We start from the raw sequence: 26,344 nt of genomic DNA, 5'->3' as shown, positions 1-26,344 counted from the left end.
GTCAGTCAATCTCCCCGCACAATTCCCAGAACAGCTTCGATGCCGCGGCGATGTTAGCGCGGAATTTATCCGCCCGCTCCGCCGTGGAGGTATTCCAGGACACGCAGAACTCGGCGTCCCCGGGCAGCGGAGTGTAGGAGATTCCGAAGCCCTCGGGCAACGTCGGCGCGAAGCAGTACCGCACGATTTGGTCGGCGCCTCCGATGGAGGTGGTGGACAGGAAGTCACGGCGGGCGGCGGTCACGGTCCGGTCGGTGAAGAACGGGTCGGAGTCGTCGATCGTCGCCATCATCTGGATGTGGCGGTCGAAACCGTTTCCCGATTTGCAGCGTTTCACCCAGGCGCGGTGGGCGTCGAGGGCGGACTGGAGGTCGGAGGGGGTGGCGGTGGCGTCGACAAGCTTCTGCGCGAAAGCGACCGCTTCAGGCGTGGCGGCGCGCAGGCACTCGGTGCGGCCGGCGCGGAATTCCCGCATGTCGACGGCCTCGTACACCGCCCGCACGTACCCGTACGCCAGCTGCTGCGCGATGGTCATGATGAGCTGCGCTGACGCGTCGCGGCTGATCTTGAACGGCAGGTCAGCCGGGACATTGTGCGGCACCGTGATGATGTCCGCTGTGAAACGCTCCGCTTTGTTGCGGAAGCTGTCCAGCTGGGCCGTGATCTGCTCCGCGGTGGTGTCGTCGAGGTCCCAGGTGAGTTCCTCAGGCATCGCTGGGGTGCCGGCGGGGGAGTCGGGGAGTTCGGCATCCTGCATGCGCCCCACCGCCGCAACCAGCGTCGCGCCGTCCTGGCCGGAATGCTCGACGTGGACGCTGACCCAGTCGCTGTCGAGGTCGACCAGGTAGCTCAGCGGCTTGTACACCCATGCCCCGCGCGGGGTGAAAGTAGCTTCCCGGATGCGCTCGGCGTCGCTGCGGGAGGATCCGTCCTGCAGTTCGACGGTGAAGAGCATGTCGGACAGGCGCTCGTACACTGCGGCATTGCCGTCACGCTCCAGGATCGCGGGAAGGAGTTCCGCGAGCACGCCGGAGCCGAGCAAGGACGGCGCGTTGAAGTCGATTTTGCCCGTGCCGGAGCGTGCACGGTCGCGGGCTTCTTCGAGGCCCGTCCGCAGGTCCTTGACGGAGAGGATTGCGCCGTCGCCGTCACTGACGGGGAGGGCGAAGAGTCGGCCGTCGACGAATACACCGATCTCCCGGTTCTGCGCGCCCAGCTGCGACGCGATAATCCGGTCTTCGCCTTCCTCCGGATGCCTGATTCCGCCGGCGTAGACGAACCACTGGTTCATGGTGATGCGGTTGCCCCGGGCGTCGGTCTCCTCGGTGATGCCGCCCGACGCGGCGGCGAGGTGGACGGTGGCGGCGCGGCGGATGAATTCGGCAGCGCGCTCGAAACCCTCCACGCCTTCAACGGCCGGGAAGAACAACTGGAAGCCGACGTTCGACGCCAACGTGAGGGGGGAGCGGGTGGTGAGGTAGGAGGAATACCATTCGTCGTTAAGCCAGTTGGTGCCCGCTTCCTCGCGCACCGACGCGCGCTCGCGCAGCTGCGCATCGAGCCGCGGACCTGCACCCCCGCGGAACTTATCGACGAGCCCCTCCGCGTACTCCAATTCACTGCCCTCCAAGACGGCGGCCAGAGCGTGGGCGTAGGCGTCGAGCGTGTCGTCGAGCGGCGGGATCGGAAGCGGCTTCAGATCAGTCGTCGCTGGGTGGGGAGCAGGGTACGCCATGGCGGGGCCTCCTATACGTCTACGTCCTAAATGTCGTATGTCGCCGGGGGTGGAAACACTCCCTTCACACTACCCAGCGCAGCCGCGGAGCCTACAGCGACGGGATGTGTGCCAAGAGACTGCGCGTGTACTCGTGCTGCGGGTTGTCGAGGACGTCGTCGACCGGCCCGTCGTCCACAATGATGCCTTTGTTCAGCACCGCCACGCGTGTGGCGATGTGGCGCGCCAGGGCGATGTTGTGGGTGACGAAGAGCAGCGACAGGCCGCGTTCGTACCGCAGCTCAGCGAGCAGGCGCAAGATCGAAGCCTGGACAGACACATCGAGTGCCGAAGTGATCTCGTCACACACCAGCACCGACGGGGCGTTGACGAGGGCGCGGCCGATCGCCGCGCGTTGGCGCTCACCGCCGGAGAGATCGCCCGGACGGCGGTCGTAGAAACTGCGGTCCAGCTGCACGGCCTCGAGCGTCTCCTCGACGATCTCGCGCTGCTCGTTCCTGGACAATTCGCCGGCCATGACGAGCGGGACGCTCATCGACTCGCCGATCGTGCGACGCGGGTTCAGCGAGGAGAACGGCGACTGGAAGATGTACTGGATATCTTTCCGGTGCTCGAGCGTGCGGTCGCGGCTCGAGTGCGCCAGCTCTTCGCCCCGCAGCAGCACGTCGCCGGTGTAGCCGGGGTTGAGGCCGGCCACGGAGCGGGCGAGCGTCGTCTTTCCGGAACCAGATTCGCCGAGCAGGAGGGTCGATTCGCCGGCTTCGATTCCCAGGTTGATGCCGTGGAGCACCTTGTTGTCGCCGTAGGCCATCTCCAGGTCCCGGATGCGGAGAATGGGTTCGCCGGCGGTGGCGGGGCTTGCGGCGGCGCCAGCACCGTCGGCGGTTGCGGAGGCTGCCGCGGTTGCGGTGCTGGTTGTCTCTGTCTGGTGGGCTTCAGCCCACGACTTCGTCCAGCGGTGGTTGCCCGCGATATCCTTTTCGCCCTCGAGGTCGGGAATGGCGCCGAGCAGCTTGCGGGTGTAGGCGTGCTTCGGGTTGTAGAGCACGGCGTTGTAAGGGCCTTCTTCGACGATGTCGCCGCGGAGCATGACGACGACGCGGTCCACCAACTCACCGACAACTGCGAGGTCGTGGGTGATGTAGAGCGACGCTACGTCGTTCTTCATCGTCATGGAGCGGATGGTCTGCAGAACGTGGTGCTGGGTGGTGACGTCGAGGCCGGTGGTCGGCTCGTCGAGAATCAGCACATCGGGGTACATGGCGAAGGCCATGGCGATACCGACGCGCTGCTGCTGGCCGCCCGATAGCTGGTGCGGCCAGCGGGCCAAGTACTCGTCGGTGTCGGGCAGGTTCACATCGCGCATCACTTCCCGGACGCGGTCGGCGCGCTCGGTGGCGTTGGCCCCGTATCCGTGAATGTCGAGGACCTCGCGGATCTGGTCGCCGATGCGTATCGCCGGGTTGAGGCTGAGCGCGGGGTCCTGCGGAATGTAGGCGACGCGGGCGCCGCGCAGGTCCCTGACCTCGTCGTCGCTCAGCGAGAGGACATCGGTGGTCTGGCCGTCGCGGGAGTACAGGGTGACTGACCCGTCTGTGATGGTCAGACCGGTGCGGACGTGGCCGAGCGCGGCCAGCCCGGCAGTGGTCTTTCCGGAGCCGGATTCGCCGACGAGGCCGACGATTTCGCCGCGGTAGAGGTCCATGTCGACGCCGTGCAGGATCTCGGTGCCGCTGTAGGTGGCCATGCGGAGGTCGTGGATGCGGAGGACGAGGGTGTCGTCGCTACGCACGGGCGATACGTGCTCGCCCTGGCCGCCTGTCGACGCCCTCAGGGATTTCTTCTTCGGGCCCTTTCCGCCCGCGTTCATCGAGGTAGTCATGCCTGCTCCTTCGGGGCAGCGCTACGGCTGCGAATGTCTTCGTTGATGATGGGCTCCACTTTCTCGCGGCGCTCGCTCGGGGTGGTCGAGCCGTTGCGTTTGATGGGGGTGGCGGTGGAGGCGGTTGCGCGGGCGGTGGCGTCGGCAAGCATGTTCGTGCCGATTGTGAGCACCGCGATGGCGATGACCGGCAGCACCACACCCCACGGCTGGATCGACAACGCGATGCGGTTCTCGTTGATCATCAGGCCCCAGTCGGCTGCCGGAGGCTGGATGCCGAGTCCCAGGAAGGACAGGGATGCGATCGAACCGATCGAGTAGGTCAGGCGCAAACCGGCCTCGACAGACAGCGGGCCCGTGATATTTGGAAGGATCTCCTGCGTGAGGATCTTCCAGTGGGGAACCGAGTACATCTGCGCGGCGCGAATGTAGTCCTCGTTGGTGACCGACTGGGTGGCCGAGCGTGCGACGCGGGCGATGCGCGGTGCGTGAGTCAGACCGATGACCAGGACGAGGACGGTCGCGGAGGGGCCGAAGATCACGATGGCGAGCATGGCGAAGATCAACTGCGGGAATGCCAGCAAGACATCGTTGATGCGCATGATGACGGCGTCGGTCTTGCCGCCCGCGTAGCCGGCGATCATGCCCAGCACCGTGCCCACGACCATGCCGAGCACGGTCGCGAGGAACGCGGTGATCAGCAGGATCAGACCGCCGCCGATGAAGCGGGACAGGACGGAACGGCCGAGGTTGTCGGTGCCGAAGACACCGTCGGAGACGAACGGGAGGCCGATGAACTCCGTGGTGGAATGCCCGGTGAGCTGTTCCGTGAAGAAATAGCCGAGGACGGCGACCAGCAGCACCAGACCGGTGAGGATCATGCCCACCTTGCCCTCCGGTTGCGCCCAGATCCGCTTCAGCAGCGGGTCGGGCTTGGACAGAGAGGCCTTGAGCTCGTCGCCGGTGCGTACATCGGTGGCGGCCGCAGGCTCTGCGCCAGTTCCCGTGCCGGCGGCAGTGTCGGCCTCGAGCGTTTCCGCCTGGGCGAGCGACTCGGTGGACTCAGTGCCAGGTGTGTGTGGCTGGGTCATTAGTTGCTCCTTAGCTTCGGGTTGGCCATGATGCCCACGATGTCGGCGAGCAGGTTCACCACGACGTACACGGCGGCGATCAGCAAGGTGACCGCCTGGACGACTTGGACGTCGCGGTAGTTGACGGCGTCGATCATCGCGACGCCGAGGCCGGGGTAGCGGAACAGGTACTCGACGACGACGATGCCGCCGGCGAGCCACGCCAGCTGGATGGCGACGACCTGGGCGATCGGGCCGATCGCGTGGGGGAGTGCGTGGCGGAAGATGACGCGGCGTTCGGGCACGCCCTTCAGACGCGCCATCTCGACGTAGCCGGAGTCGAGGGTTTCGATCATCGTTGCGCGGGTCATTCGCGCGATGTACGGACTGACGACGAGCGCGAGCGTCAGCGTCGGCAGCACCAGCTGCGACGGGAACGACCAGACGGAGGCGCCCGGCTGCGACATCGTCACCGCGGGCAGCACCTGGAAGACCGAGGTAGCGAACACGGTGACCAGCAAGATACCGATGACGAACTCCGGCATCGCCGCCAGGATCAGCGTCACCCAAGTGATGGCCTGGTCGCGGCGGAACCCGCGCCACCATGCGGCGTAGACACCGACGAGAATGCCCAGCGGGATTGCGACGAGGGCGGCAAGAACCATCAGCACCAGTGAGTTGACCAGGGGCTCACCGAGTAGTTCCGACACGGGGCCGCCTGTGGTCGTCGAGGTTCCGAAGTCGCCGGTGAGCACACCGCCGAGCCACAGGAAGTAGCGCTGGAAGGGGTTCTTGTCCAGGTTCATTTCCGCCTGGAGGGCGGTGATGCGTTCCGGGGTGGCCTGCTGGCCCAGAATCGCGCGGGCGGGATCGCCCGGCAGAAGCAGTGTGGCGCAGAAAATGATCACCGACACTGCCAAAAGAATGAAGATGCTCAAGCCGAGTCGGCGAGCGATTAGTTTGCCCATTGTCTATGCCTCCGCAATCCACATGTCGTAGAACAACGCCTGGGACAGGGCCACACCACTCGGGTGGGGCTTCGCCCCGGCCACGTATTTGTGGTACGCGTCCACCTGGTTCGGGAAACCCCAGATGATGTAGCCGCCGCGGTCGTAGAACTCGCGCTGGAGTTCCTTTACTTTTTCGCCGCGCTCGCGGTCGTCGACAATTGCGCGGGCGGCTTCGACGCGGGCGGTGAAGTCCGGGTCGGCCCAGTGCGTCTCGTTGAACGGTGCGTCCTCGGTTGCGCAACGGTTGACCTGCTCGAGGAAGTTGCGCGTGTAGTAAAAGGTCTGGGAAAAGGGGTAGGACAGGTAGTTGCCGTCGGCCCAGAAGGTGGTGGAGTCGACTTGGTCGATCTTCACTCGAATGCCGGCTTCGCGCACTTGCTCCGTGAACACCTGCGCGGCGCGGACAGCGCCGGAGGCGATCTCGGAGGTGGCGAGGGTGACGTCGATGCCGTCGGGGTAGCCGGCGTCGGCAAGCAGGCGCTTCGCTTCGGCGATGTCCTGCTCGCGCTGGGGAAACTCGTGGGGGTACGCGGGGTCGTACAGCGCGAACATGTCGTTGCCTACCTGGCCTTCCCCGGAAAAGACCTGGTCGACCATGCCCGGGCGGCGCACCGCGAGACGCATGGCCTGGCGGACGCGCTCGTCGTCGAACGGCTCGTGGTCCACGCGCATGGTAAACGGCAGCCACATGCCGGTCTCGGAGCTGACCACGTGGAGGCGCTCGTCGGCCTCAATGACGCGCACGAGCGCGTGGTTGAGTGCGCCGATGCCGTCGACCTGGGAGGACAGCAACGCGTTAAGCATGGCATCCTCCTGGTAGAAGTCCACGACCTCGACGCGGTCCAAGTTGGCCGGGCCGAGGAAGTAGTGCTCGTTGCGCTCCATGACGGTTTCGCGGCCGGCGGCGAAGTCGACGAGCTTGAAGGGGCCGGCGCCGATCGGGTTATCCGGGTCGTAGTCTTCGGGAACGATACCCATCTGGTACTCCGCCAGGGCGTCCGTCAAGGTCGCGTCGGGGCGGGACAGGGAGATCGTCAGTGTGCGGTCGTCGACGACACTCATTGACTCGATGTGGGCGATGGAACCGGCGCCGTTCTTCGGGTCGTCCGGGTCGCCCACGCGCTCGTAGGTGGCGATCACGTCCTCGGGGCGCAGCGGCCTGCCGTCGGAGAATTTCAGTCCTTCGCGCAGGCGGATGGTCCACTCGGTGGCGTCGCCGTTCGGTTCGAGGCTCTCGGCGAGGCGGTTTTCGAGTTCGTAGTCGTAGCCGCGGCGGACAAGCGGTTCGTAGAGGTTCACAACGCGCGCGGCGTCGCTGGCACTGGCGGGAATGTGCGCGTCGACGGTGTCGGCGGTGGATCCGCCCACGAGGCCGACGCGCAGAGTTCCGCCCTTGCGCGGCGGGCCCGACGTATCGATGTTTTCGGCCGGCAGTGTCGGTGAGCACGCCGCGAGCGCAGTCGCAGAACCTGCGGCTGCCGCGGCACCCAATAACTGCCGGCGTGATAGTTCAACCATGTTTGATAGTTCTCCTAAGTGGTTGTTGCCACCGGGGGTAGATGCGAACCATGTGCGCACCTATGCCGTGACGGATTCTGCTGCGTCGGCTGGGGAAAGTGCTCCGGTGAGAAGTTGCACCCCTAAGCCGTCGATCATTGCCGTGACCGCGTTGACCATGCGGTCCGGGTCGGTTCCCACGAACTGGCCTGCCGCCATTCCTTCCAGGACGATGACTCTCAGTTGCGCTCGCCAGCGGCCGTACGCCACTGACGCTGCTTCCTTTGCATCCGCGAAGGTCGGCGAGGACGACCAGAACTGAGCCCACGTTGTCCATTCGCGCATCGATTCCTCCGAGCCGTCCAACTGGATGCGGAGAAAATGAACGAGGCGTTCGGACGGTTCCGTGATCCTTGGTCCAGCAGAGCGACGTTGCGCTGCCTGCTCGGCGCAGAGATCGAGGGTCGCGAGAAAAATGTCGTTCTTGGAGTGGAAATAATAATGAACAGCTGAGGCAGACATGCGTGCAGCTTTAGCGATGTGCGCAATGGTGACAGAGTGGTATCCACGTTCTGTGAACAGTGTCCACGCCGTGTTCACAATCCGGCTTTTACGGGCCTCAAAATCCGTCGAGCCTTTCGGGGATGAGGACTCGGCGGTAGTTTTTTCTGGGCCGTGGTGGGCCGAATGGAGTGTTTCAGGCGCCACTCCCGTGAGATCAGCAAGAGCGCGCAGTTCCTGCGCGGTGAAACGTCGAACGCCCGAAAGCGACTTCGACAATTTGCTCGAGTCGATCCCGAGGTGAGCCGCCACCTCACGATGCCTCAAACCGGAAGCTGAAATCGCCGCACGAGCGGCCGACTGTTCCTTCGTTTGAGCCATAGGACTCAACCTTAGGTGAATCGCAACGATTTGAATGGCACTCAGGCCAGGAATCGCAAATTATCTAGAACGGGCGTGCCGCCTCAGAGCCGAATGGGATCGCACCGTCGGCAATGATGGCGTACGGGGCGATAAAGGACATAATGGCGTCTCGGTAGGCTTTCTTCCTCTGTTCTTCTGCGTTCCAGGCGATGGGCGAGCCGCCGTGCGCGCCGTAGACTGGTGCTTTATCGCCAAAAGTGATGGTGAAATCGGTAACTCCGCGGTGCAGGTGGAAGTCGTTGGTGACAACGGTGACTCCGCGGGAGTAGTTCAATCCGAAGACATCAGCGACGCGGCGCGACTGCCAGGCGTTAGAGACTGTGGACCAACTCCGTCCCTCTACCACGATGCGGTTGGGATCGAGTCCCTGCTCCTTGAGCCATTCGCGCATGCTCTCTGCTTCAACGAATCCGGACGGAGTGCGGCCCCCGGACAGCAAGACGGTCGCTTCAGGGTGTTGGTGAGCCAGCTCAAGTCCTTTTTCTAGCCTTGAGCGCACTGCCGGCGGAACAGTTCCATCCGAATTCAGTCCTCCTCCGAGGACGACGATGAGCGTTCCGGAGCCGTCGTCAAGCGGTGGCCCGGCGACTGGGGAGTGGAGTTGATGAATGACTTTGCTCATCATCGTGCGGCGCTCGGGTGACATGAGGCTCATCCAGTTCCGGACGGAGAAGTCGTCCCCGAGGTAGTCGGAGATGACGGCGCCCGCGGAAAGGAAGTCGTCGACCGTGCGCGGAGGGGTTGGCCCCGTTGGGCCGACGGGAACGAGCTCCGGCGGCAACACAATGGCGTTGTGAGGTACGAGATCGGAGGAGCCTTCGGGTGCACGAATGACGCCTCGCGCGATATCGGAGCTCAAAGGTGAACTGGAGTGGGGTGCGTATTCAAGGTACGAGGACCCGGGATACAGCGAAGACGTCTTGTCGTTTGGGCTTTGCACATCTGCGCGCTCAACTTCGGAGGCAGCCGCAACGGGAGCGTGGAGTGCGATTGTGAAGAGTCCGGCGCACAGTGTTGCGCTGAGCGCCGCCGGTAAGGATTTGACGGTGTTGGGCCGGGTACCGCGAGTACCTCGGGGAGATCGACGCAGGCGTGAAGTGTTCACGCGGTCAGTGTAACGGGAGCGCCAGCTTTGCGCTGTTCAAGATCGCGGGGGCGGGGGATACACTGGCGTGCATGGCTTTCGCTGCTGAGCATCCTGTGTTGTCGCATTCCGAGTTCCGCCCTGTCGGGGAGGTGGAGCGCACGGAGAAGCTGTTCAAGGTCGAGTCCGAATTCGAGCCGTCGGGCGACCAGCCGAAAGCGATCGCCGAGCTGGACCGCCGCTTGCGGGCAGGGGAACCGGACGTGGTGCTCATGGGTGCGACAGGCACCGGTAAGTCGGCGACGGCGGCGTGGCTGATCGAGCAGCAGCAGCGCCCGACGCTCGTCATGGCGCCGAACAAGACGCTCGCCGCACAGCTGGCCACCGAGTTGCGCGAGCTTCTGCCGAATAACGCTGTCGAGTACTTCGTTTCGTACTACGATTACTACCAACCGGAGGCGTATATCGCGCAGACGGACACCTACATCGAGAAGGACTCGTCGATCAACGACGATGTCGAGCGCCTGCGCCACTCGGCGACGTCGGCGCTGCTGTCGCGCCGCGATGTGGTCGTCGTGTCGTCGGTGTCCTGCATCTACGGCCTCGGTACTCCGCAGTCGTACCTCGACCGTTCGCTTTTGCTGCGTGTCGGCGAGGAGATCGAGCGCGACCGCTTCCTGCGCCTGCTTGTCGACGTCCAGTACGAGCGCAACGACATCGACTTCAAGCGCGGGACGTTCCGTGTGAAGGGCGACACTGTCGACATCATTCCGGCCTATGAGGAGGTCGCGGTGCGTGTGGAGTTCTTCGGCGACGAAGTCGACTCGCTGTACTACATCCACCCGCTGACGGGCGATGTACTGCAGCAGCGAGACGAGCTGCGTATCTTCCCGGCCACCCACTACGTGGCCACCGAGGAGCGCATGGAGAAGGCGATCGAGGCGATCAAGGAAGAGCTCGCCGACCGCCTGGAGGACCTGGAGAACCGCGGCAAACTGCTGGAGGCGCAGCGCCTGCGGATGCGCACCGAGTACGACCTGGAGATGATTCAGCAGGTCGGGTTTTGTTCGGGCATCGAGAATTACTCGCGCCACATCGACGGGCGCCCGGCCGGTTCGGCGCCGGCGACGCTGATCGACTATTTCCCGGAGGACTTCCTCACCATCATTGACGAGTCCCACGTGACGGTGCCCCAGATCGGCGGCATGTACGAGGGCGACATGTCCCGCAAGCGCAACCTGGTCGAGTTCGGTTTCCGCCTCCCGTCTGCGGTGGACAACCGCCCGCTGACATTCGACGAGTTCGAGGACCGCGTTGGCCAGACTGTCTACATGTCGGCCACACCGGGCGACTACGAGCTCGAGGCCGCCGGCGGCGAATTCGTCGAGCAGGTCATCCGCCCGACCGGTCTGGTGGACCCGAAGGTGTCGGTCCGCCCGACGAAGGGCCAGATCGACGACCTCATCCACGAGATCCGTGAGCGCACGGAGAAGGACGAACGTGTCCTGGTGACCACCTTGACCAAGCGCATGGCGGAGGACCTCACCGACTATTTCCTCGACAACGGAATCAAGGTGAGGTACTTGCACTCGGACATCGACACGCTGCAGCGCGTGGAGCTGCTGCGCCAGCTGCGGCTCGGCGAATTCGACGTGCTCGTGGGCATCAACCTGCTCCGTGAGGGCTTGGACCTGCCGGAGGTCTCGCTCGTGGCCATCCTCGACGCGGACAAGGAGGGCTTCCTGCGGTCGACGAAGTCGCTCATCCAGACCATCGGCCGCGCGGCCCGCAACGTTTCCGGCGAGGTCATCATGTACGGCGACAACATCACCGAATCCATGCAGGAAGCGATCGACGAGACGGAGCGCCGCCGCGCGAAGCAGATCGCCTACAACGAAGAGCACGGCATCGACCCGCAGCCGCTGCGCAAGAAGATCGCCGACATTCTCGACGAAGTCTACGAGCACAACGACGACGAGGAAGCTTCCACGTCCAGCGAGACAGCCATGCTCGAGGGCCGCGACACATCGTCCATGGCGGCGGACGAGATTCAAAAGCTTATCGACGACCTCACCACCCAGATGACCAGCGCCGCCCGCGAGTTGAAGTTCGAACTGGCCGGGCGCTTGCGCGACGAGATCGCCGACTTGCGCAAGGAGCTCCGCGGTGTGAAAGAAGCGGGTATATAGTGGCCAGAAGTGGCTCAAGGGGGTGAAGCCTTGGGCAACGGTCAACACGGAAGGTGCACCATGAGTAAGAACTACAACACCGTTGTTGTCGGCACGGACGGTTCTCCGTCCTCTCTACTGGCCGTCGAGCGCGCGGCTGAGTTGGCCAGCGCATTCGGCGCCAAGCTCGTCATCGGTTGTGCCTACTACGAGTCCGAGGACGAGGCATCGTCGGCTCTGCGCCAGGACTCCAACACCATTCTCGGTGACGACACCGCCCGTGAGAATCTGTCCGCCGCCGTCGAGCGCGCGAAGGAGACCGGCCTGGATCAAGTCGAGACAGCCGTCCGCCCGGGAACGCCTGTGGAAGCTCTCATGAGCATCGTCACCGATTACAACGCGGAGCTGCTCGTCGTGGGCAACCGGGGCATCAACTCTTTGACCGGCCGTCTACTCGGCTCGGTCCCGGCGGATGTCGCCCGCCAGTCCGATTGCGACGTGATGATCGTCCACACCGTTTCCTAGGGCTGGATGAGCGTGAGCGTCTGCGTCGCGCGCGTGGCGGCGACGTAGAGGTCCTGCCACCCCTGCGGCGACGCATTCACGATGGCGTCGGGGTCGACGACGACCACGTGGTCGAATTCGAGGCCCTTGACCTCCGCGACATTATCGACGGTGACGACGGTCGAGAGACCCCCGCGGGCTTCCAGCTCCGCACGCACTTGCCCGGGGTCGGCTCCGCCGTCGAGGTGGCGTACGGGTTCGCCGGTCGACCGCACGGTCACGGCAGGGGAGGCCTCGGGATCGATTTCGGCGAGGATTCCGTCGGCGACCTCCATGACTTCAGCGGGGGTGCGGTAGTTTACGGTCAGCTCGTGGAAGCGGAACCGGTTACCGACGAACGGCTCGAGGGCATCTGCCCACGCATCCACACCCGCGGGCGACGATGTCTGCGCCGGGTCGCCGACGAGCGTCATCCACCGCGACGGGCAGCGCCGGAACACCATGCGCCACTCCATGGGTGTGAGCTCCTGGGCCTCGTCGACGATAACGTGGCCGTAGGCCCAGGTCATATCTCCGCGGGCGCGTTCGGCAGTGGAGCGGATGTCGGTCTCACGCTGGCGGCTGGCCAGCGTCTCGGCATCGATGATGTCGTGGGCGGAGAGGACCTCGGCTTCGAATTCGTCGTCGGTGTCGGTGTTGGCAGACGAGGCGAGGATGTCCAGGGCGTCTTCCGCGTCGGCGACGAGCTCGCGCCACCGCTTGTCGGCCTTCTCGGCTTCGCCGGTGGGGGTGGGAATGCCGGTGAGGGTGTAGAGCTCGTCGATAAGCGCCGCGTCCGCGGGTGTGAAGGCCCACCCGTCGGGGCGGTACAGCGCGTCGCGCGTGAGGTCGTCGTAGTCGTGCGCGGCGGCCGCGATCGCGTCACGGTCGCTGAGCAACTCCGCGAGAACGGTGGGCGCGTCCAGCTCTGGGAAGTGCGTGTCGACGATCTCCGCCACCTGACCGTCCTCGGACAGATCGTCGTGCAATTGGTCGATGTCGGCGGTGGAGAGCAAGTTCTTGCCGCCCAGCGGGTCCGCGCCGATCCTCTCGGCGAGAGCCTCCGCGATGAGCTGGGTGAGGTGCTCCGCGAAGAATTCACGGGCCTCGTTGTGTGGCTTGCGCGAGCGGCGCGCACGGGTGCGCGCTGCGGCGACCATCGCGGGGGTGACCGCGAGCTCAATTCCGTCGATGCTCAGTGTGATATCGCCGTCGGGGACGGTCTGCAGGTTCCGCACCGCGCGCTTGAGAATGAGCGCCATGTCCTCCGCGCCCTTGACCTCGCGGGCGACGAGGGGATCCGTGCCGCGGGGAGTGATGCCGGGGACCAGCTCGCCGACAGTGCTCAACACCACGCCCGTCTCGCCCAGCTCCGGCAGGACGCGGGAGATGTAGTCGAGGAAGGTCCGGTTCGGGCCGATCACGAGAACGCCGGTGCGGGCGAGCTGGTCGCGCCACGTGTACAGCAGGTACGCGACGCGGTGCAGCGCCACTGCTGTCTTGCCGGTGCCGGGGCCGCCGCCCACGACGAGGACGCCGCGAGTGGGGTCGCGGATGATTTCGTCCTGCTCGCGCTGGATCGTCTCCACGATCGACTGCATGTGGCCGGTGCGCGGAGAGTTCATCGCGCGCAGCAGAGCCGCCTCGCTGCTGACGTCGGTCTGGGGCGTGCGGCCGCCGTCGTCGCCGGAGAGGGTCTCGTCGTCGACGGCTGCGACGGTGCGGCCCTTCATGCGGATATTACGGCGCTTCTCGACGCCCTCCGGGTGCGCCGTCGTCGCTAAGTAGTAGGGGCGGGCCATCGGCGCGCGCCAGTCGAGCAGGAGAGTGCGGTAATTGTCGGCGCGGTCGTCGATGCCCATGCGGCCGATGTAGCGCCGGTCGAGGTCGTCCCGGCCGGAAACGGGATTCTCAGGTTCGGGATCGGAGATGTCGATGCGGCCGAAGACGAGACCGGTCTCTGCGACATTCAGATCGTCGAGCTTTGCGTTGAGAGCGTGGTATTCGGTCTCGCGGCGGACGAGAGCGTCGGCGTCGGGGTTGTCGGGGTCGACAGCCCGCTGGACCTCCTCGAGGCGCTGGCTGGCCGCTGCCACCTCCGCGTCCAAGTGCTCGAACAGCGTGTCCACGTAGCGCTGCTCTTCTGCGCGGGTATCCGGCATTTCCGACAAGCTAGGACTCCTTTCACCGCCGCGGGTTGCATTCTACGAATAAACGAACGGCCCCGGGACAGGGGATATTCCCTGCCGCGGGGCCCGGACGTCGATGTGTGAGAGCGCGGGGAAGTTAGTTGAACTTCTTCTCTGCCTTCTTCACCAGCTTGTTGGCCTTCTTCTCGGCCTTCTTAGCCTTCTTCTTCCACTTGCGCTTCTGACGCCAGGACGGGGAGGCATCGAGGTTCTCGAAGCTCTCCTGCAGGCGGTCGATAGCGTCCTGGGCCTTGCCCTGCGCCTTGTCGGCTGCCTTGTTGACCTTGCGCTTACCCTTGAACTTCTCCCACTCGGAAGGGCCGAGATCGTCCAGGTTGGACTGCAGGTCGCCGACGAGGGAGTTGACCTTGCGCTTAGCCTTGTACTGCTCGACCTTGCCCGGCTTCAGGTCCTTGTAGGTGTCCTCCGCCCAGTCGCTGGCGTCGTCGGCGAAAGTGGACGCAGTGTCCGCGGCCTTGTCGGCGAACTTGGTCGCGGTCTTCTTCCAGTCGTCCTTGTTGTCGTCGACGTAGTCGGTGACCTGGTCGGCCACTTGCTGGGCGCGCTCCGACACGGTCTCCGCGGTGTCCTGGAACCAGTCGCTGGCCTTCTTCTTGGCCTTGTCGGTCTCGGACTGAGTCGGGAGAGCCTGCTGGATGTTCTTGTTCGCGCGCTTCGCGGCGTCCTGCGCACGCCATGCCAGGCCCGGCTTGCCTTCGGTGTCGGCGCTAGCCAGAAGGACACCGCCGAGGAGGGCGACGTTAGTCATCGCGCCGTTGCGGCGGCGAGTCTTTTCGTCCTCGTTCTTGGCCTCCCAGAAGGCATTGCGGCCGAGCAGGGTGCCCACGGTGGAGGCGGCGAGCAGGCCAGCGGACAGGCGCGGAGCCTTGCCCAGGGCGAAGGTGCTGCCGGCACCGATCTTCAGGCCGCCGTTGATCTTTGCCACAGTCTCCGGGTCCGACGGGATGTACTGCGCATACTGGCTGGGCAGCACGGACTTAATGGTGTTGACGACGCGCTCGGCGTCGCCAGCGTACTCGGACGAGTTCGTCACCGTTTTGACGCCGTCTGCGATGTACACAGAGGCGAGCATCGGACGAGCAAGTTTGCGGATCATACTCACTTTTTCCTTACTTCAATCAGCGGATGTTCCATACCCACTGTAGACATGTGTGGGCCTTCGGCGGGCGGACCGAGGAGGAAATTTTCACCAGCGGCGATCCCACCACGCGTCCAAGTTCGGGCGCTCGGCCCCCAGGGTCGTGGGCTTGCCGTGGCCGGGGCGGACGATGGAGGAGTCGGGGTAGACGTCGAAAAGCCGCTGCTTCACGTCGTTGAACAGCCGCACGAAGTCGCCCTCGCTGTGGGTCTTGCCCACGCCGCCGGGAAAGAGGGAGTCCCCGACGAACAGATTGACCTCGCCGTCGATCTTCGCGGCGATGGCGGCACCGCCAGGGGTGTGGCCGCGCAGAATGTGGACGGGGAACTCATGGCCGGCGAAAGAAAGGGCGTCGCCCTCGTTCAGTTCCACATCGGGAGCGGCGGGCAGCGCCGGAGCATCAAGGTACGACGCCCAGTGCTTCGCTCCAGTCTGAGCGAGCACGTCCTCGAGCGCGCCGACATGGTCCCAGTGGCGGTGGGTCGTCAGCACGTCGGTGATTCGCACACCCGCGGTTTCGGCCATGGAGAGGAGGGTGGCGGGCTCGGCGGCGGCGTCGACAAGCAAGCCCTGGCCGCCGGCGCAGATGAGGTAGCAGTTGTTGTCCATGCTGGACACGGAAACGTGGTGGAGTGAGAGGGAATTCATAGCGCCCCAGAGTAGTTGTGTATGTGTTGGTAGGTTTGTTCGAAGGAATTGCCGTGGGAAGGGATGAACGTGGCTGAGAAATTGACGGTGCGCGGAGCGCGCGAGCACAACCTCAAAGGCGTCGACGTGGAACTGCCGCGCGACAAGATGGTCGTGTTCACGGGTTTGTCCGGGTCCGGCAAGTCGTCGCTGGCGTTCGACACGATCTTCGCAGAGGGACAGCGCCGCTACGTCGAGTCGCTGAGCTCGTATGCGCGCATGTTCCTCGGGCAGATGGACAAGCCGGACGTCGAGTACATCGACGGGCTGAGTCCAGCCGTGTCCATCGACCAGAAGTCGACGAACCGCAACCCGCGCTCGACAGTTGGCACGATCACGGAGATTTACGACTACCTCCGTCTCCTGTATTCGCGCGCCGGCACGCCGCACTGTCCGGTGTGCGACGCCGTGATCGAGCGCCAGACGCCGCAGCAGATCGTCGACCGCGTGATGGAGCGCCCGGAGCGCACGAAATTCCAGGTGCTCGCGCCGATCGTGCGCAAGCGCAAGGGTGAATTCGTCGACCTTTTCGCGGACTTGTCGGCGCAGGGCTACGCGCGCGTGACAGTTGACGGGGAGACGCACCAGCTTTCAGATCCGCCGAAGCTGGAGAAGCAGGTCAAGCACAACATCGACGTTGTCGTGGATCGCCTGACCGTCAAGGAGAGCCAGAAGCAGCGCCTCACCGACTCCGTGGAAACTGCCCTGAAGCTCGCCGACGGGCTGGTCGGCTTCGATTGGGTCGAGCTCGACCAGGACGATCCGGGGCGCGTGGAGATCTTCTCCGAGAAGACCGCCTGCCCGAACGGCCACAAGCTCAGCGTCGAGGAGTACGAGCCGCGCGCATTCTCCTTCAACTCGCCATTCGGCGCCTGCCCGGCCTGCGACGGTCTGGGCACCCGCTCCGAAATCGACGAAGACCTCGTCATTCCCGATCCCGACGCGCCAGCCGTCGATGCATTCCAGCCGTGGAATTCCTCGCCGAACAAGGGGTACTTCGAAAAGCTCGTGGTTGCGCTCGCCGACGCGGAGGGTTTCGACGCGCACGCGCCGCTGTCGTCCTTGAGCGCGAAGCACCGCAAGGCGCTTATCGACGGCTCCTCCACCAAAGTCTCCGTCCGTTACAAGAACCGCTACGGCCGCCAGCGCTCCTTCACTTCCGCCTTCGAGGGCGTGAAGGGCTACCTTCAGCGCAAGATCGAGCAGTCCGAATCCGAGCACGCCAAAGAGCGCTACCTGGCGTACACCCGCGAGGTGGCTTGCCCGACGTGCGGCGGCACGCGCCTAAAGCCGGAGATCCTCGCCGTGCGCCTGGATTCGACCACCCACGGTGAAAAATCCATTGCCGGGCTGACGGAACTGTCCATCGAGGACGCGTCGGAGTACCTCGACCACCTCGTGCTGGGTTACCGCGAGGAAATGATTGCCGGCGCGGTGCTGCGCGAGATCCAGGCGCGTCTGCACTTCCTGCTCGACGTCGGCCTGAATTACCTGACGCTGTCCCGTTCCGCGGGCACTCTGTCCGGTGGCGAGGCACAGCGCATCCGTCTCGCCACCCAGATCGGCTCCGGTCTCGCAGGCGTGCTCTACGTCCTCGACGAGCCGTCCATCGGACTGCACCAGCGCGACAACCAGCGGCTGATCTCCACGCTGCAGAAGCTGCGCGATATCGGCAACACTCTCGTCGTCGTCGAGCACGACGAGGACACCATCCGCGCCTCCGATTGGCTTGTCGACGTTGGCCCCCTCGCCGGTGAATATGGCGGCGAAATCGTCTATCAGGGTGAACCGGAGGGCATCCTGAAAGCGAAGAATTCTCTCACCGGCGACTACCTTTCGGGCCGGAAGGTGATTGAGGTGCCGGAGGAGCGGCGGGGCGTCGATAAGCAGCGGATGCTGAAGATCGTCGGTGCGCGCGAGAACAACCTCGACAACGTCTCGGTGAATGTGCCGCTCGGCGTGCTCACCGCTGTGACGGGCGTGTCCGGCTCGGGTAAGTCGACCCTGGTCAACCAGATTCTGGCGAAGACCCTGCAGAACCGTCTCAATGGTGCGCGCCAGGTGCCGGGACGCGTGAAGAAGGTCGAGGGACTCGAGCACCTGGACAAGCTCGTGCAGGTGGACCAGTCACCGATCGGTCGCACGCCGCGGTCGAACCCGGCGACGTACACCGGCGTGTTCGACAAGATCCGCAACCTATTCGCGGAGACCCAGGAAGCGAAAGTCCGGGGCTACAAGGCCGGGCGGTTCTCTTTCAACGTCAAGGGCGGCCGCTGCGAGGCGTGCCGCGGCGACGGAACCATCAAGATCGAGATGAACTTCCTTCCCGATGTCTATGTTCCGTGCGAGGTCTGCGGAGGTGCGCGCTACAACCGCGAAACCCTCGAGGTGCGCTACAAGGGCAAGAACATCGCCGAGGTCCTCGACATGCCGATCAGCGAGGCCACCGAGTTCTTCGAACCCATCACCTCGATTCACCGCTATCTGCAGACGCTGTGCGACGTCGGCCTGGGCTACGTCCGCCTCGGACAGTCCGCGACGACTCTCTCCGGCGGCGAGGCCCAGCGCGTGAAGTTGGCCGCGGAGCTGCAGAAGCGCTCCAACGGCCGCACCATCTACATCCTCGATGAGCCGACCACCGGCCTCCACTTCGAGGACATCCGGAAACTCATGCTCGTCCTCAACGGCCTTGTGGACAAGGGCAACTCAGTCCTCGTCATCGAGCACAACCTCGATGTGATCAAGTGCGCCGACTGGATCATCGACATGGGCCCCGAGGGTGGCTCCGGCGGCGGTACCGTCGTCGCTCAGGGAACCCCGGAGGATGTGGCGAAGGTGGACGGCTCTTTCACCGGCCAGTTCCTCACCGAGATCCTGTAGCCCTCATCGGGGCCGGGGCGCTGTCGGGCCCGGGCCGTGGGGTATTTCGTCGCGCTCCGAGGATCGCCGCGGCGGCAATCAGCAGGCTGAAGAGGATGAAGGCTGCCGTGCGCCAGGCGCCACCCAGCAGCGTCATGTCGATATGGACCAGTTTGCCTACCGCGACCACGGCAACTACCAGGCCTGCAACACGCGAAGTCGTGTAGTCACCGCTCTGGCCGGGGCGGCGGAGTAACAACCACGCAGCGAAAGCTAGCCACGTGACGGAGGAGACCATGTGTCCGATGTGGAAACCGACCGCGTAACCGTGCAGCCTCCGGTAGAAGGGCTCCTGCACCGACGGAAGCTGTGACGGGTCAGTCACAGTGACCGGGGCGATAAGATCGCCTGCTGCAGCGCAGGTGACCGTGATTCCGATGAGCGCGACGATCAATCCCACGCCGCCGAAGAAGATGCACGCTCCGGCATCCAGACTGCGCCACAAGGGCAGCTGGCCGAACAGAAAGAGGAGGAAGATGAGGATTGCGATGCCCTGTAGCACATCGAAAACCGAGAACGGGTGATTCCATCCCGCCCCAAACGGCACCGACACCAGATGCATGACGGCGAAAAAGAACGCCGCCGTCCAGGTGGCCAGCACTGGCACGGCGTGGAGCTTCCGGTAGCGCACGATCAAAACGGCTGCGGCGAACAGAACGAGGAAGATAATCGTCACAGCGGCCTGCTGGGGGTCCTCGTGCTTCCGGAGTACCCGCCTTGAGACGGCAAGCAGCAGGAATGCTCCGGCGGTAGCGATCAAACAACCGGTGAGTGCCCGGGAGTTGGCGTGTGGCGGATGCTCATCGCGCCGCGGTGACGAAACAAAGGCAGTGAACGCGGTCGCGGCGACAGCGACGGCGACGGGGATCCACAAAATGAGATCTGCGATATCAACAGGTATGTGCCTGAACTGGGCGGCAGTGTGGGCGTTGCTGGTCATTGCTCTCCTCAAGGCAGAAAGATGGTCAGCTATTAGACTGCGACGCAGCGCGAGCGGTTCCCGGCGCGGAAGAAAATCCCCGAAATTTTGCGTATTGGTTCCTGGGTGATACTCTTTAACGCACTACCGCCTGGCGCGCTAGAAAGCGTGCGGGTCGCAAGTGGAGTTTCTCCCACCTGATGCCGCCGGCCATACCGGAAGGCTAAGGGTCAAAAACAACGGTACGGCGCACACAACGGGTGTGCGGTGTCACGTGTTTGAGGACGAACTCCCACGCCACTGAGTAACGAGACAGTGAGCGTGGGTTTTTGTTTGGGCGAGCAACGCGAGCGATTCGGTAGCGAACAGCACACGTCTTTCTCACCACTAGGAGTTCTCATCAGCGCTGAAGCTCGGATCAACGATCGCATCCGTGTTCCCGAAGTTCGTCTCGTCGGCCCGTCCGGCGAGCAGGTTGGAATTGTCCGTACCGACGATGCACGCAAGCTCGCGTACGAAGCCGACCTTGACCTAGTCGAGGTGGCTCCGAACGCAAAGCCTCCGGTGTGCAAGATCATGGATTACGGCAAGTACAAGTACGAGCAGGCCCAGAAGGCCCGCGAGTCCCGTAAGAACCAGCAGCAGACCGTGGTCAAGGAGCAGAAGTTCCGGCCGAAGATTGATGAGCACGACTACCAGACGAAGAAGAGCAACGTCGAGCGCTTCTTGGAGAAGGGCAACAAGGTCAAGGTGACCATCATGTTCCGCGGCCGCGAACAGTCGCGTCCGGAGCTGGGCTACCGCCTGCTGGAGCGCCTCGCCGAGGACATCCAGGAGGTCGGCCAGGTCGAGTCCCGTCCGAAGCAGGACGGCCGCAACATGACCATGGTTCTTGGGCCTGTTCGCAAGGGTAAGAAGTAGAGTTCCGCGGGCATACGCCGGCGAAACGATAGAACGCTAAAGGAACTATCACTATGAAGCAGAAGACCCACAAGGGCACCGCAAAGCGCATCAAGGTTTCCGGCTCCGGCAAGCTGCGCCGCGAGCAGGCTGGTAAGCGCCACCTGAACGAGAAGCTGTCGGCTAAGCGCCGCCGCAAGCTCTCCGGCACCACCGACGTTGCTAAGAGCGACGTCAAGCGCACGAAGCGTCTCCTCGGCAAGGCTTAATCGAGCACCTGCCTTTCAGAAATAATCCGTTAAAACTCAAAGTAAGGAAGTATCACTGTGGCACGTGTCAAGCGCTCAGTTAACGCCAAGAAGAAGCGTCGCGCCATCCTCAAGTCCGCGAAGGGCTACCGTGGCCAGCGTTCCCGCCTGTACCGCAAGGCGAAGGAGCAGTGGCTGCACTCTCAGACCTACGCTTACCGCGACCGCCGCGCCCGCAAGTCTGAGTTCCGCAAGCTGTGGATTCAGCGCATCAACGCTGCAGCCCGCCAGAACGACATCACCTACAACCGTCTCATCCACGGCCTGAAGCTGGCTGAGGTCGAGGTGGACCGCAAGATCCTCGCCGACCTAGCTGTGAACGATTTCGCCGCGTTCTCCGCTATCTGCGAGGTCGCGAAGAACGCTCTGCCGGAGGATGTCAACGCTCCGAAGGCCGCCTAAGAGCCTTTCGCTTATCGACGCCCCGTTGTTCCCGGTTTCACCCCGGGACAGCGGGGCTTCGTGCTTGAATTGGTTGCATTCGTGTCCGCTCGGAGGTGACTGATGGTGTTGCGTGTGGGGAAACCGCCCTCGGCGGGTGCGTGGTTATTCTTCGATCGCGCTTTTGAGACTGCCTCGCAGGACCCGGATCGCTTCAGCCAGCCTAATCCGTTTGAGGATTCCCGGAGGTTCGAAGAAGAGCGCGCGAAGCGGATGCACCTAATGAAGTTCGATCTGGCTTTACTCGGCGCTTTCTGCGCTCTTATGTTGGTAGTGAATATCGTGGGCAGGATCGTTGTTGCGGGGTGGGGACGATGGCTGGTGCTGGGGCTAGGAATAGTGGCTGGGCTAGCGGCAGTCGGCTTTTTCTTTTGGTTCCGCTTCCGGTTGAGGAACAACCTCGCCCACTTAGCGGGAAATCTGGATGCCCTTACCCGCTGGTGAAGCAAGCTCAGCGCGGAACGTTCAACGGGCTTGATGCGTACCCTCACATGCGGACATTTGCGGAGGCAATTTACCGCCGACAGCAGATTGTTCTCGACCTGGAGAACGCGCTCCCGTTCGAGGTGCAGATCGCCCACGATATCGAAGTCCGGCCGGGAAGAGTGTCCTCATTGACGCGCGTGCGGGAAAATGAATTGCGGGCAGTCAAGCCGGTCATCTTCTCCGGTCTGGACTTTTCCACTCCTCAGGCGCAGGAGAGGAACCGTTTTCTGGGCTCGATGTTTGAACAATCCGAGAAGCGGAAGCCTTTGCCGGTGGGCGAGCTCATGCACTTGGACGCGAAGAAGACGGTGGTGCCTCCTGTCGGGATCGCCGAGATTCTCGAAAGGACGCCGGTAGACAGAAGCTAGGTCGTCGTTGAAATGCGGAACCCCGCCCACACAGTTCGAGTGTGAGCGGGGGTGTGTAGCGCTATCCCGTGGATCTACACCGCAAATCCATTTGATGATGGTGCTTAGAACAGACCGTCGTGCGGCTTGCCGAAGTCGTTGAGCGTCGCCTTGCGGGAGTCGACGTTCTGGTCGTTAGCCGTGGAGGTGTCTCCCTCGAGACGGCCGGTCTGGGTGACCGTCATGTAGTTGGTCAGGCGGCCTTCCTTGGTGTTGCCGTCGCCGAAGGAGAAGGCGCCGAGGAGGACATCGTCACCGGCATTGACCGGGTTGGACAGGGTGACCTCGAAGGTGCGCACGCCCTTGTCGTGGTTGTAGCCCAGATCGCGGATGTGTGCGCCGTTAGCCTTGGTGGTGGTGACCAGGCGGTCGACGCCCTCCGGGCCGTCCTCGGTGCGGACCTCGACGCGGAAGGTGATCGCTGGGAACTCGCCCCAGTAGCGGTCGGTGCCGCTGTTTTTGACGCGCAGAGCGACGGAGCCGGCGTAGCCCTTAGCCTTGGCGTCGGAGGTGGTGAAGTACGGCTCGAGGTCGAGCTTCGCGCCGTCGGACTTCTTCTCGGACGGGTCTGTGTCCGCGTCCTTGTTCTCAGCAGCGGCCGAGTCCTCGACGGTCTTGACTTCCTTCTTCTCAGCGGCATCCATCTTGTTGTCCGCCTCAGCCCTGTCGGCCTTCGGGGCGTTGAGGTCGATCTCCTTGTTGGTCACGGTGGCGGCCTCGGAGTCTGCGACCTTGTTGACGTCGTCAAGCGATTCGCCCTCGTTGAGCTTCTCGACGTCTGCGTTGTAGGACGGGTTCGGGTTCTCGACCGGCTTGGTGACCTGCGCGCCCTTGTTGGGTGCCCAGGAATCAGCAGGCGTGGAGTAATTCTTGACGCGGACCTCGTTCTTGACCGGCATGTTGGCCACCCATGCGGTCGGAGTGCCCCACGTGCCGTTCGGCTTGCAGTGCTGCTGCGTGCCCGTCATGGTGACGGTGCGGAAGCCGTAGGATGCCTCACCGGTGTTGCCGGCCGGGACCTTGTACGGGCCGATCTGCTGACCGACAGTCCAGCTCAAAGATCCGGAGACGTCCCAGCCGAGGGTCTTCGCGATGGAGTAGCCGATGTTGCCCTGCATTCCCTTCTTGGATGCTTGACCACCGAGCTCAAGTGTCTCTGTCTTGGAGCCGTTGACGCTCGCGGAGATTTCCTGCGTGCGGGACAGCTCCTGCTGCAGCGGGATCTCCTTGTCAGACAGGTTGGTGGTGGAGATGGTGCCCACCGGCAGGAAGTTGTCGGTCACCTTGTACACGACGGTGCGGAAGTCCTCGGCGGAGTTGCACACCGGGCGCGGGTTCAAGATGTTGGCCTTGAGGTGGTCGCTGCCGCGGTAGGTGTGGATGATCGGCAACTTGTCGTTGGTGGCTGGGGTCTCCGGTGCGGACTCCTCGAGAGTCTGTGCGGAGGCGGTGCCGGTGGTGGCGGCGGTCGCCGTGAGCAGAGCGGCGAGCGCCGCTGCTGCGGCACGGCGGCTGTAGCGGGTCATGGCAGGTCGTTCCTTTCTCGGGGTGAAAACTTCGGCAGCGCGCGCCGAGGAGGAATCCTCAGCTGTGAACGCTGATGAGACTCAACCTAGGGCCCATTTGGGGTGAAAAACAAGGAAAAACAAGCCTCTTGGCACCTAAGTTTGCAGGTCAGGGACGTTCGTGCATGGACGCCGGGAAACGACCTGTGAAAAGGAACGAAAGTAGAAAGCGTGTCAGCAACCCGACTACCGCGACTATTTTCCGTTGAGGACAGTGACGACGAGATCCAAACGCGAAGAAACGCCGTAGAGGGTCAAAAGGCGCGAGACGTGTTTCTTCACCGTGGATTCGGAATAGCTCAACCGGCGGGCGATGTCGGCGTTGCTCAGCCCTTCGCAGAGGAGCTCCAGTACATCGATCTCGCCGTCGGTGATCCCTTCGGGGTACGTGCGCTGTGGCATGGCTGCTGCAGCCGGCTTCTCAGACGGGGAAAGGTAGCGCACCAGGTTGGTCATCGCGGTAGGGGAGACAACTGTGCCGCCTGTAACAGCCTGGCGCACGGACAAGATGATCTCCTCGGGCGGCTGGCTCTTCAGGATGTAGCCGCGCCCCCCAAGGGCCAGCACATCCAGCATTTTCTTGTCGTTTTCCAGCGAGGTGATCGCCAGGAACGCCGGTGTGCCCGGGCGTTCGTTGAGGTGCGCGAGGAGAGTCGGCCCGTCCATCTCCGGCATGTACACGTCCGAGAGGACAAGATCTGTCTCCGCCGGGTCAATGAGCTCGAGGGCTTCCGGCCCGCTCGAGGCCGTGCCGACGACGTCAATGTCTTCGGCCGACGTGAGGTAGCGGTTCAGCACATCGCGCACCAGCGGGTCGTCGTCGACCAAGAAAACCCGGATGTGCTGGTTGGTGCCGCTAGTCATGGGTGCCTGAACGTGAAATTGGTCAGTGCGGGATGTTTATTTCTTGCACCAAAGCTGAGCGATGGTGCCTCCGCAATTGAGCATGTCGCCCATGGCGCCGGTGTAGAAAGTCAGCGTCGGGGCCGCATCGTCTTCGGCCGTCGTTGTGGCGGATGCTTGCGTGTCAGCGTTCGAAAGCGGGGCTTCCGTAGATGCATTCGCGGTCGGCGCAACGGTAACGGCAGCGGCGGCAAGGATGGTGGCGCTCAGGGCAGAGATTTTCTTCACGGGTTGTCCTTTCGGGAAAGACAGGGGCGCAGAGGATAAGGCTTATATTGGTTGCTTCAACGATTATGAATCTCCAGTCACCGGAGAACAAGTTTATGGGCAGCGTTTTTGAAAGACGGTACGAAAGTAGATTGACGTGGCCTGGGGAAAGCTACTTTCGTGCATTCCGTTGGTCCAGTTTTGCGAGCGGAAACGCTAGTTCGGTTCGCCAGGTGGATTCGGCCTTGGTGAAAGTCAAGGTTCCTCCGTCGCTTTTGACCAGACTCATCGCGTCGTTGAGTCCAATTTCGGTGGTCATATTCAGGTCAGGGGAGCTTGTGGCGATGGTGTTCTGAATCGCGATAGTCACAGAGTCTTCGTCGCGAACCGCAGCTACGATGATGGGTTCAGACTGGTCAGCGTACTTGAGGATGTTCGTTTTAAGCTCTCGGGTCACCGCGTAACCGTGCCGCATTTGGATGCCTGACAACACTGTCTCATTAATTCCGGACTCGACGACGGTGAATCCATGGCTACGAATCTTCCCGATGATGGTGATCAGGTCATTGAGCAATTCTGTCGGCCCTTGAAAATTGTCTAAGGCGAAGTCTGATTTGTCGCTAGTTTTCATGAAGTGGATAAGTTCGCGGACCTCGCGCATAGCGCGTCGCGCATCTTCTGCGATGAGCAGTGATTCCCGGCGCGTTTTTTCGGGCGCGTTCATTGCCATGGATTCGCTGCGAAGAACGACAGACGTGAGTGAAGCCGCCACGGATCCGTGCAGCGCTCTCACTGCACGCTCCCGTTCGTCTTCGATTTGCTGCTGAAATCTCTCCGATTCTCTTCTTCTGATTACCAACGTCTCGCGGATGGCGAGTGCGCCAGTCCAAACGAGGATGATGAATACGCCGAGTATCGCACTTGGCTCCGGGTCATCCGGGATTAATTCGCCAGCGACGACCTGTGTTAACGCGAGGTACCACAGTGAGAAAGCGCAGAGTGCGCTTATCGCCGGACGCAAACAAAGCGCGAGATTCGTCACAACAGCCAGCGTTCCGAAGAAGACGACGGGGCTTTCCAGCTCGGGGCGGGTCGCCACAATCTGGAGTAATACCGCGAAGGCGAAGGCCGACGGAAGGGGACTCAACAGCGCGCAAACTGCGACGATGGGCACGACGAAACGAAGAGTGGTTGCGATCGTACTATCGGGGATGCCAGCGGCGAGTAGCCCCACAACGACGCTGACCGCGCACACGACAAGGGCGCTCCCCGCGGCGAACCACCGGGGCGGAACCGGGGCTTCGGGGAACGCCTTGATCCACTGGCGTAACGATGTCACAC

23 protein-coding genes are annotated in these 26,344 nt (G+C 63.4%); 8 read left to right on the top strand and 15 right to left on the bottom strand.

Features of this window, described 5'->3' with window-relative positions; genetic code table 11:
- Position 1: 1 nt before the first annotated feature.
- The 7 genes from QYR03_RS02785 to QYR03_RS02755 form a co-directional block, all read right to left on the bottom strand.
- Positions 2-1,735 carry a choline/carnitine O-acyltransferase gene (locus QYR03_RS02785; RefSeq protein ID WP_301712919.1) on the bottom strand — a complete coding sequence of 578 codons (1,734 nt, stop codon included), beginning with the start codon at positions 1,733-1,735 and terminating at the stop codon, positions 2-4.
- A gap of 91 nt (positions 1,736-1,826) precedes the next feature.
- Positions 1,827-3,617, bottom strand: a complete 1,791-nt coding sequence (locus tag QYR03_RS02780; RefSeq protein WP_301712920.1) for an ABC transporter ATP-binding protein — start codon at positions 3,615-3,617, stop codon at positions 1,827-1,829.
- Positions 3,614-4,708, bottom strand: a complete 1,095-nt coding sequence (locus QYR03_RS02775) for an ABC transporter permease (RefSeq protein WP_259851405.1) — start codon at positions 4,706-4,708, stop codon at positions 3,614-3,616. The genes QYR03_RS02780 and QYR03_RS02775 overlap by 4 nt, the downstream gene beginning before the upstream one ends.
- Positions 4,708-5,655: an ABC transporter permease gene (locus tag QYR03_RS02770; RefSeq protein ID WP_301712921.1), complete on the bottom strand. Its 948-nt coding sequence runs from the start codon at positions 5,653-5,655 to the stop codon at positions 4,708-4,710. The genes QYR03_RS02775 and QYR03_RS02770 overlap by 1 nt, the downstream gene beginning before the upstream one ends.
- Before the next feature lie 3 nt (positions 5,656-5,658).
- The gene (locus QYR03_RS02765; protein WP_301712922.1) at positions 5,659-7,215 is read right to left on the bottom strand and encodes an ABC transporter substrate-binding protein; all 1,557 of its coding nucleotides are present in this window, start codon (positions 7,213-7,215) and stop codon (positions 5,659-5,661) included.
- 60 nt (positions 7,216-7,275) lie between these two features.
- Positions 7,276-8,076 carry a TetR/AcrR family transcriptional regulator gene (locus QYR03_RS02760; RefSeq protein ID WP_301712923.1) on the bottom strand — a complete coding sequence of 267 codons (801 nt, stop codon included), beginning with the start codon at positions 8,074-8,076 and terminating at the stop codon, positions 7,276-7,278.
- A 64-nt stretch (positions 8,077-8,140) separates the two neighbouring features.
- Complete coding sequence (locus QYR03_RS02755) at positions 8,141-8,977, bottom strand: YdcF family protein (protein ID WP_301712924.1); 837 nt, start codon at positions 8,975-8,977, stop codon at positions 8,141-8,143.
- Between the two features lie 317 nt (positions 8,978-9,294).
- Here QYR03_RS02755 and uvrB point away from each other — a divergent pair, with 317 nt between their 5' ends.
- Positions 9,295-11,391 (top strand): excinuclease ABC subunit UvrB, encoded by a 2,097-nt coding sequence (gene uvrB / locus QYR03_RS02750; protein ID WP_301712925.1) that lies wholly within the window; start codon positions 9,295-9,297, stop codon positions 11,389-11,391.
- Positions 11,392-11,451: 60 nt separating this feature from the next.
- Positions 11,452-11,895 carry a universal stress protein gene (locus tag QYR03_RS02745; protein ID WP_259851410.1) on the top strand — a complete coding sequence of 148 codons (444 nt, stop codon included), beginning with the start codon at positions 11,452-11,454 and terminating at the stop codon, positions 11,893-11,895.
- On the opposite strand, the gene QYR03_RS02740 is transcribed toward QYR03_RS02745, so the two are convergent.
- From QYR03_RS02740 to QYR03_RS02730, 3 genes are all read right to left on the bottom strand, one after another.
- Entirely contained in the window at positions 11,892-14,075 is a 2,184-nt protein-coding gene (locus tag QYR03_RS02740; protein WP_301712926.1) for an ATP-binding domain-containing protein, read from the bottom strand. The genes QYR03_RS02745 and QYR03_RS02740 overlap by 4 nt on opposite strands.
- A 124-nt stretch (positions 14,076-14,199) precedes the next feature.
- Positions 14,200-15,219 (bottom strand): DoxX family membrane protein, encoded by a 1,020-nt coding sequence (locus QYR03_RS02735; protein ID WP_259851412.1) that lies wholly within the window; start codon positions 15,217-15,219, stop codon positions 14,200-14,202.
- 90 nt (positions 15,220-15,309) lie between these two features.
- Positions 15,310-15,909, bottom strand: coding sequence for an MBL fold metallo-hydrolase (locus tag QYR03_RS02730; RefSeq protein ID WP_301712927.1), 600 nt, complete (start codon positions 15,907-15,909; stop codon positions 15,310-15,312).
- Positions 15,910-15,978: 69 nt separating this feature from the next.
- Here QYR03_RS02730 and uvrA point away from each other — a divergent pair, with 69 nt between their 5' ends.
- Positions 15,979-18,828: an excinuclease ABC subunit UvrA gene (gene uvrA / locus QYR03_RS02725; RefSeq protein WP_301712928.1), complete on the top strand. Its 2,850-nt coding sequence runs from the start codon at positions 15,979-15,981 to the stop codon at positions 18,826-18,828.
- Here the strand turns inward: uvrA and QYR03_RS02720 are convergent.
- Positions 18,812-19,807, bottom strand: a complete 996-nt coding sequence (locus tag QYR03_RS02720) for a hypothetical protein (protein WP_301712929.1) — start codon at positions 19,805-19,807, stop codon at positions 18,812-18,814. The genes uvrA and QYR03_RS02720 overlap by 17 nt on opposite strands.
- A 378-nt stretch (positions 19,808-20,185) precedes the next feature.
- Here QYR03_RS02720 and infC point away from each other — a divergent pair, with 378 nt between their 5' ends.
- The 5 genes from infC to QYR03_RS02695 all read left to right on the top strand — a co-directional run bounded on the left by infC (position 20,186) and on the right by QYR03_RS02695 (position 22,289).
- Positions 20,186-20,707, top strand: coding sequence for a translation initiation factor IF-3 (gene infC / locus QYR03_RS02715; protein WP_259851499.1), 522 nt, complete (start codon positions 20,186-20,188; stop codon positions 20,705-20,707).
- Positions 20,708-20,760: 53 nt separating this feature from the next.
- Positions 20,761-20,955: a 50S ribosomal protein L35 gene (rpmI, locus tag QYR03_RS02710; RefSeq protein ID WP_259851416.1), complete on the top strand. Its 195-nt coding sequence runs from the start codon at positions 20,761-20,763 to the stop codon at positions 20,953-20,955.
- Positions 20,956-21,012: 57 nt separating this feature from the next.
- Complete coding sequence (gene rplT / locus QYR03_RS02705; RefSeq protein WP_259851417.1) at positions 21,013-21,396, top strand: 50S ribosomal protein L20; 384 nt, start codon at positions 21,013-21,015, stop codon at positions 21,394-21,396.
- A gap of 102 nt (positions 21,397-21,498) precedes the next feature.
- On the top strand, positions 21,499-21,879 hold the full coding sequence (locus QYR03_RS02700) for a hypothetical protein (RefSeq protein ID WP_301712930.1): 381 nt from the start codon (positions 21,499-21,501) through the stop codon (positions 21,877-21,879).
- Positions 21,876-22,289: a hypothetical protein gene (locus QYR03_RS02695; RefSeq protein ID WP_301712931.1), complete on the top strand. Its 414-nt coding sequence runs from the start codon at positions 21,876-21,878 to the stop codon at positions 22,287-22,289. Before QYR03_RS02700 ends, QYR03_RS02695 begins: the two co-directional genes overlap by 4 nt.
- A gap of 104 nt (positions 22,290-22,393) precedes the next feature.
- Here QYR03_RS02695 and QYR03_RS02690 read toward each other — a convergent pair whose 3' ends face one another.
- The 4 genes from QYR03_RS02690 to QYR03_RS02675 all read right to left on the bottom strand — a co-directional run bounded on the left by QYR03_RS02690 (position 22,394) and on the right by QYR03_RS02675 (position 26,342).
- Entirely contained in the window at positions 22,394-23,854 is a 1,461-nt protein-coding gene (locus QYR03_RS02690; RefSeq protein ID WP_301712932.1) for a hypothetical protein, read from the bottom strand.
- 234 nt (positions 23,855-24,088) lie between these two features.
- Complete coding sequence (locus tag QYR03_RS02685; RefSeq protein WP_301712933.1) at positions 24,089-24,757, bottom strand: response regulator transcription factor; 669 nt, start codon at positions 24,755-24,757, stop codon at positions 24,089-24,091.
- Between the two features lie 36 nt (positions 24,758-24,793).
- Positions 24,794-25,024 carry a hypothetical protein gene (locus QYR03_RS02680; protein WP_301712934.1) on the bottom strand — a complete coding sequence of 77 codons (231 nt, stop codon included), beginning with the start codon at positions 25,022-25,024 and terminating at the stop codon, positions 24,794-24,796.
- 151 nt (positions 25,025-25,175) lie between these two features.
- Complete coding sequence (locus QYR03_RS02675) at positions 25,176-26,342, bottom strand: sensor histidine kinase (RefSeq protein WP_301712935.1); 1,167 nt, start codon at positions 26,340-26,342, stop codon at positions 25,176-25,178.
- Between the last annotated feature and the right edge of the window lie 2 nt (positions 26,343-26,344).

The sequence above is a fragment of the Corynebacterium sp. P4-C1 genome, from assembly GCF_030503595.1.
In the GTDB taxonomy this organism is placed as follows: Bacteria; Actinomycetota; Actinomycetes; order Mycobacteriales; family Mycobacteriaceae; genus Corynebacterium.
This window is presented reverse-complemented; position numbering and strand designations above follow the sequence as displayed.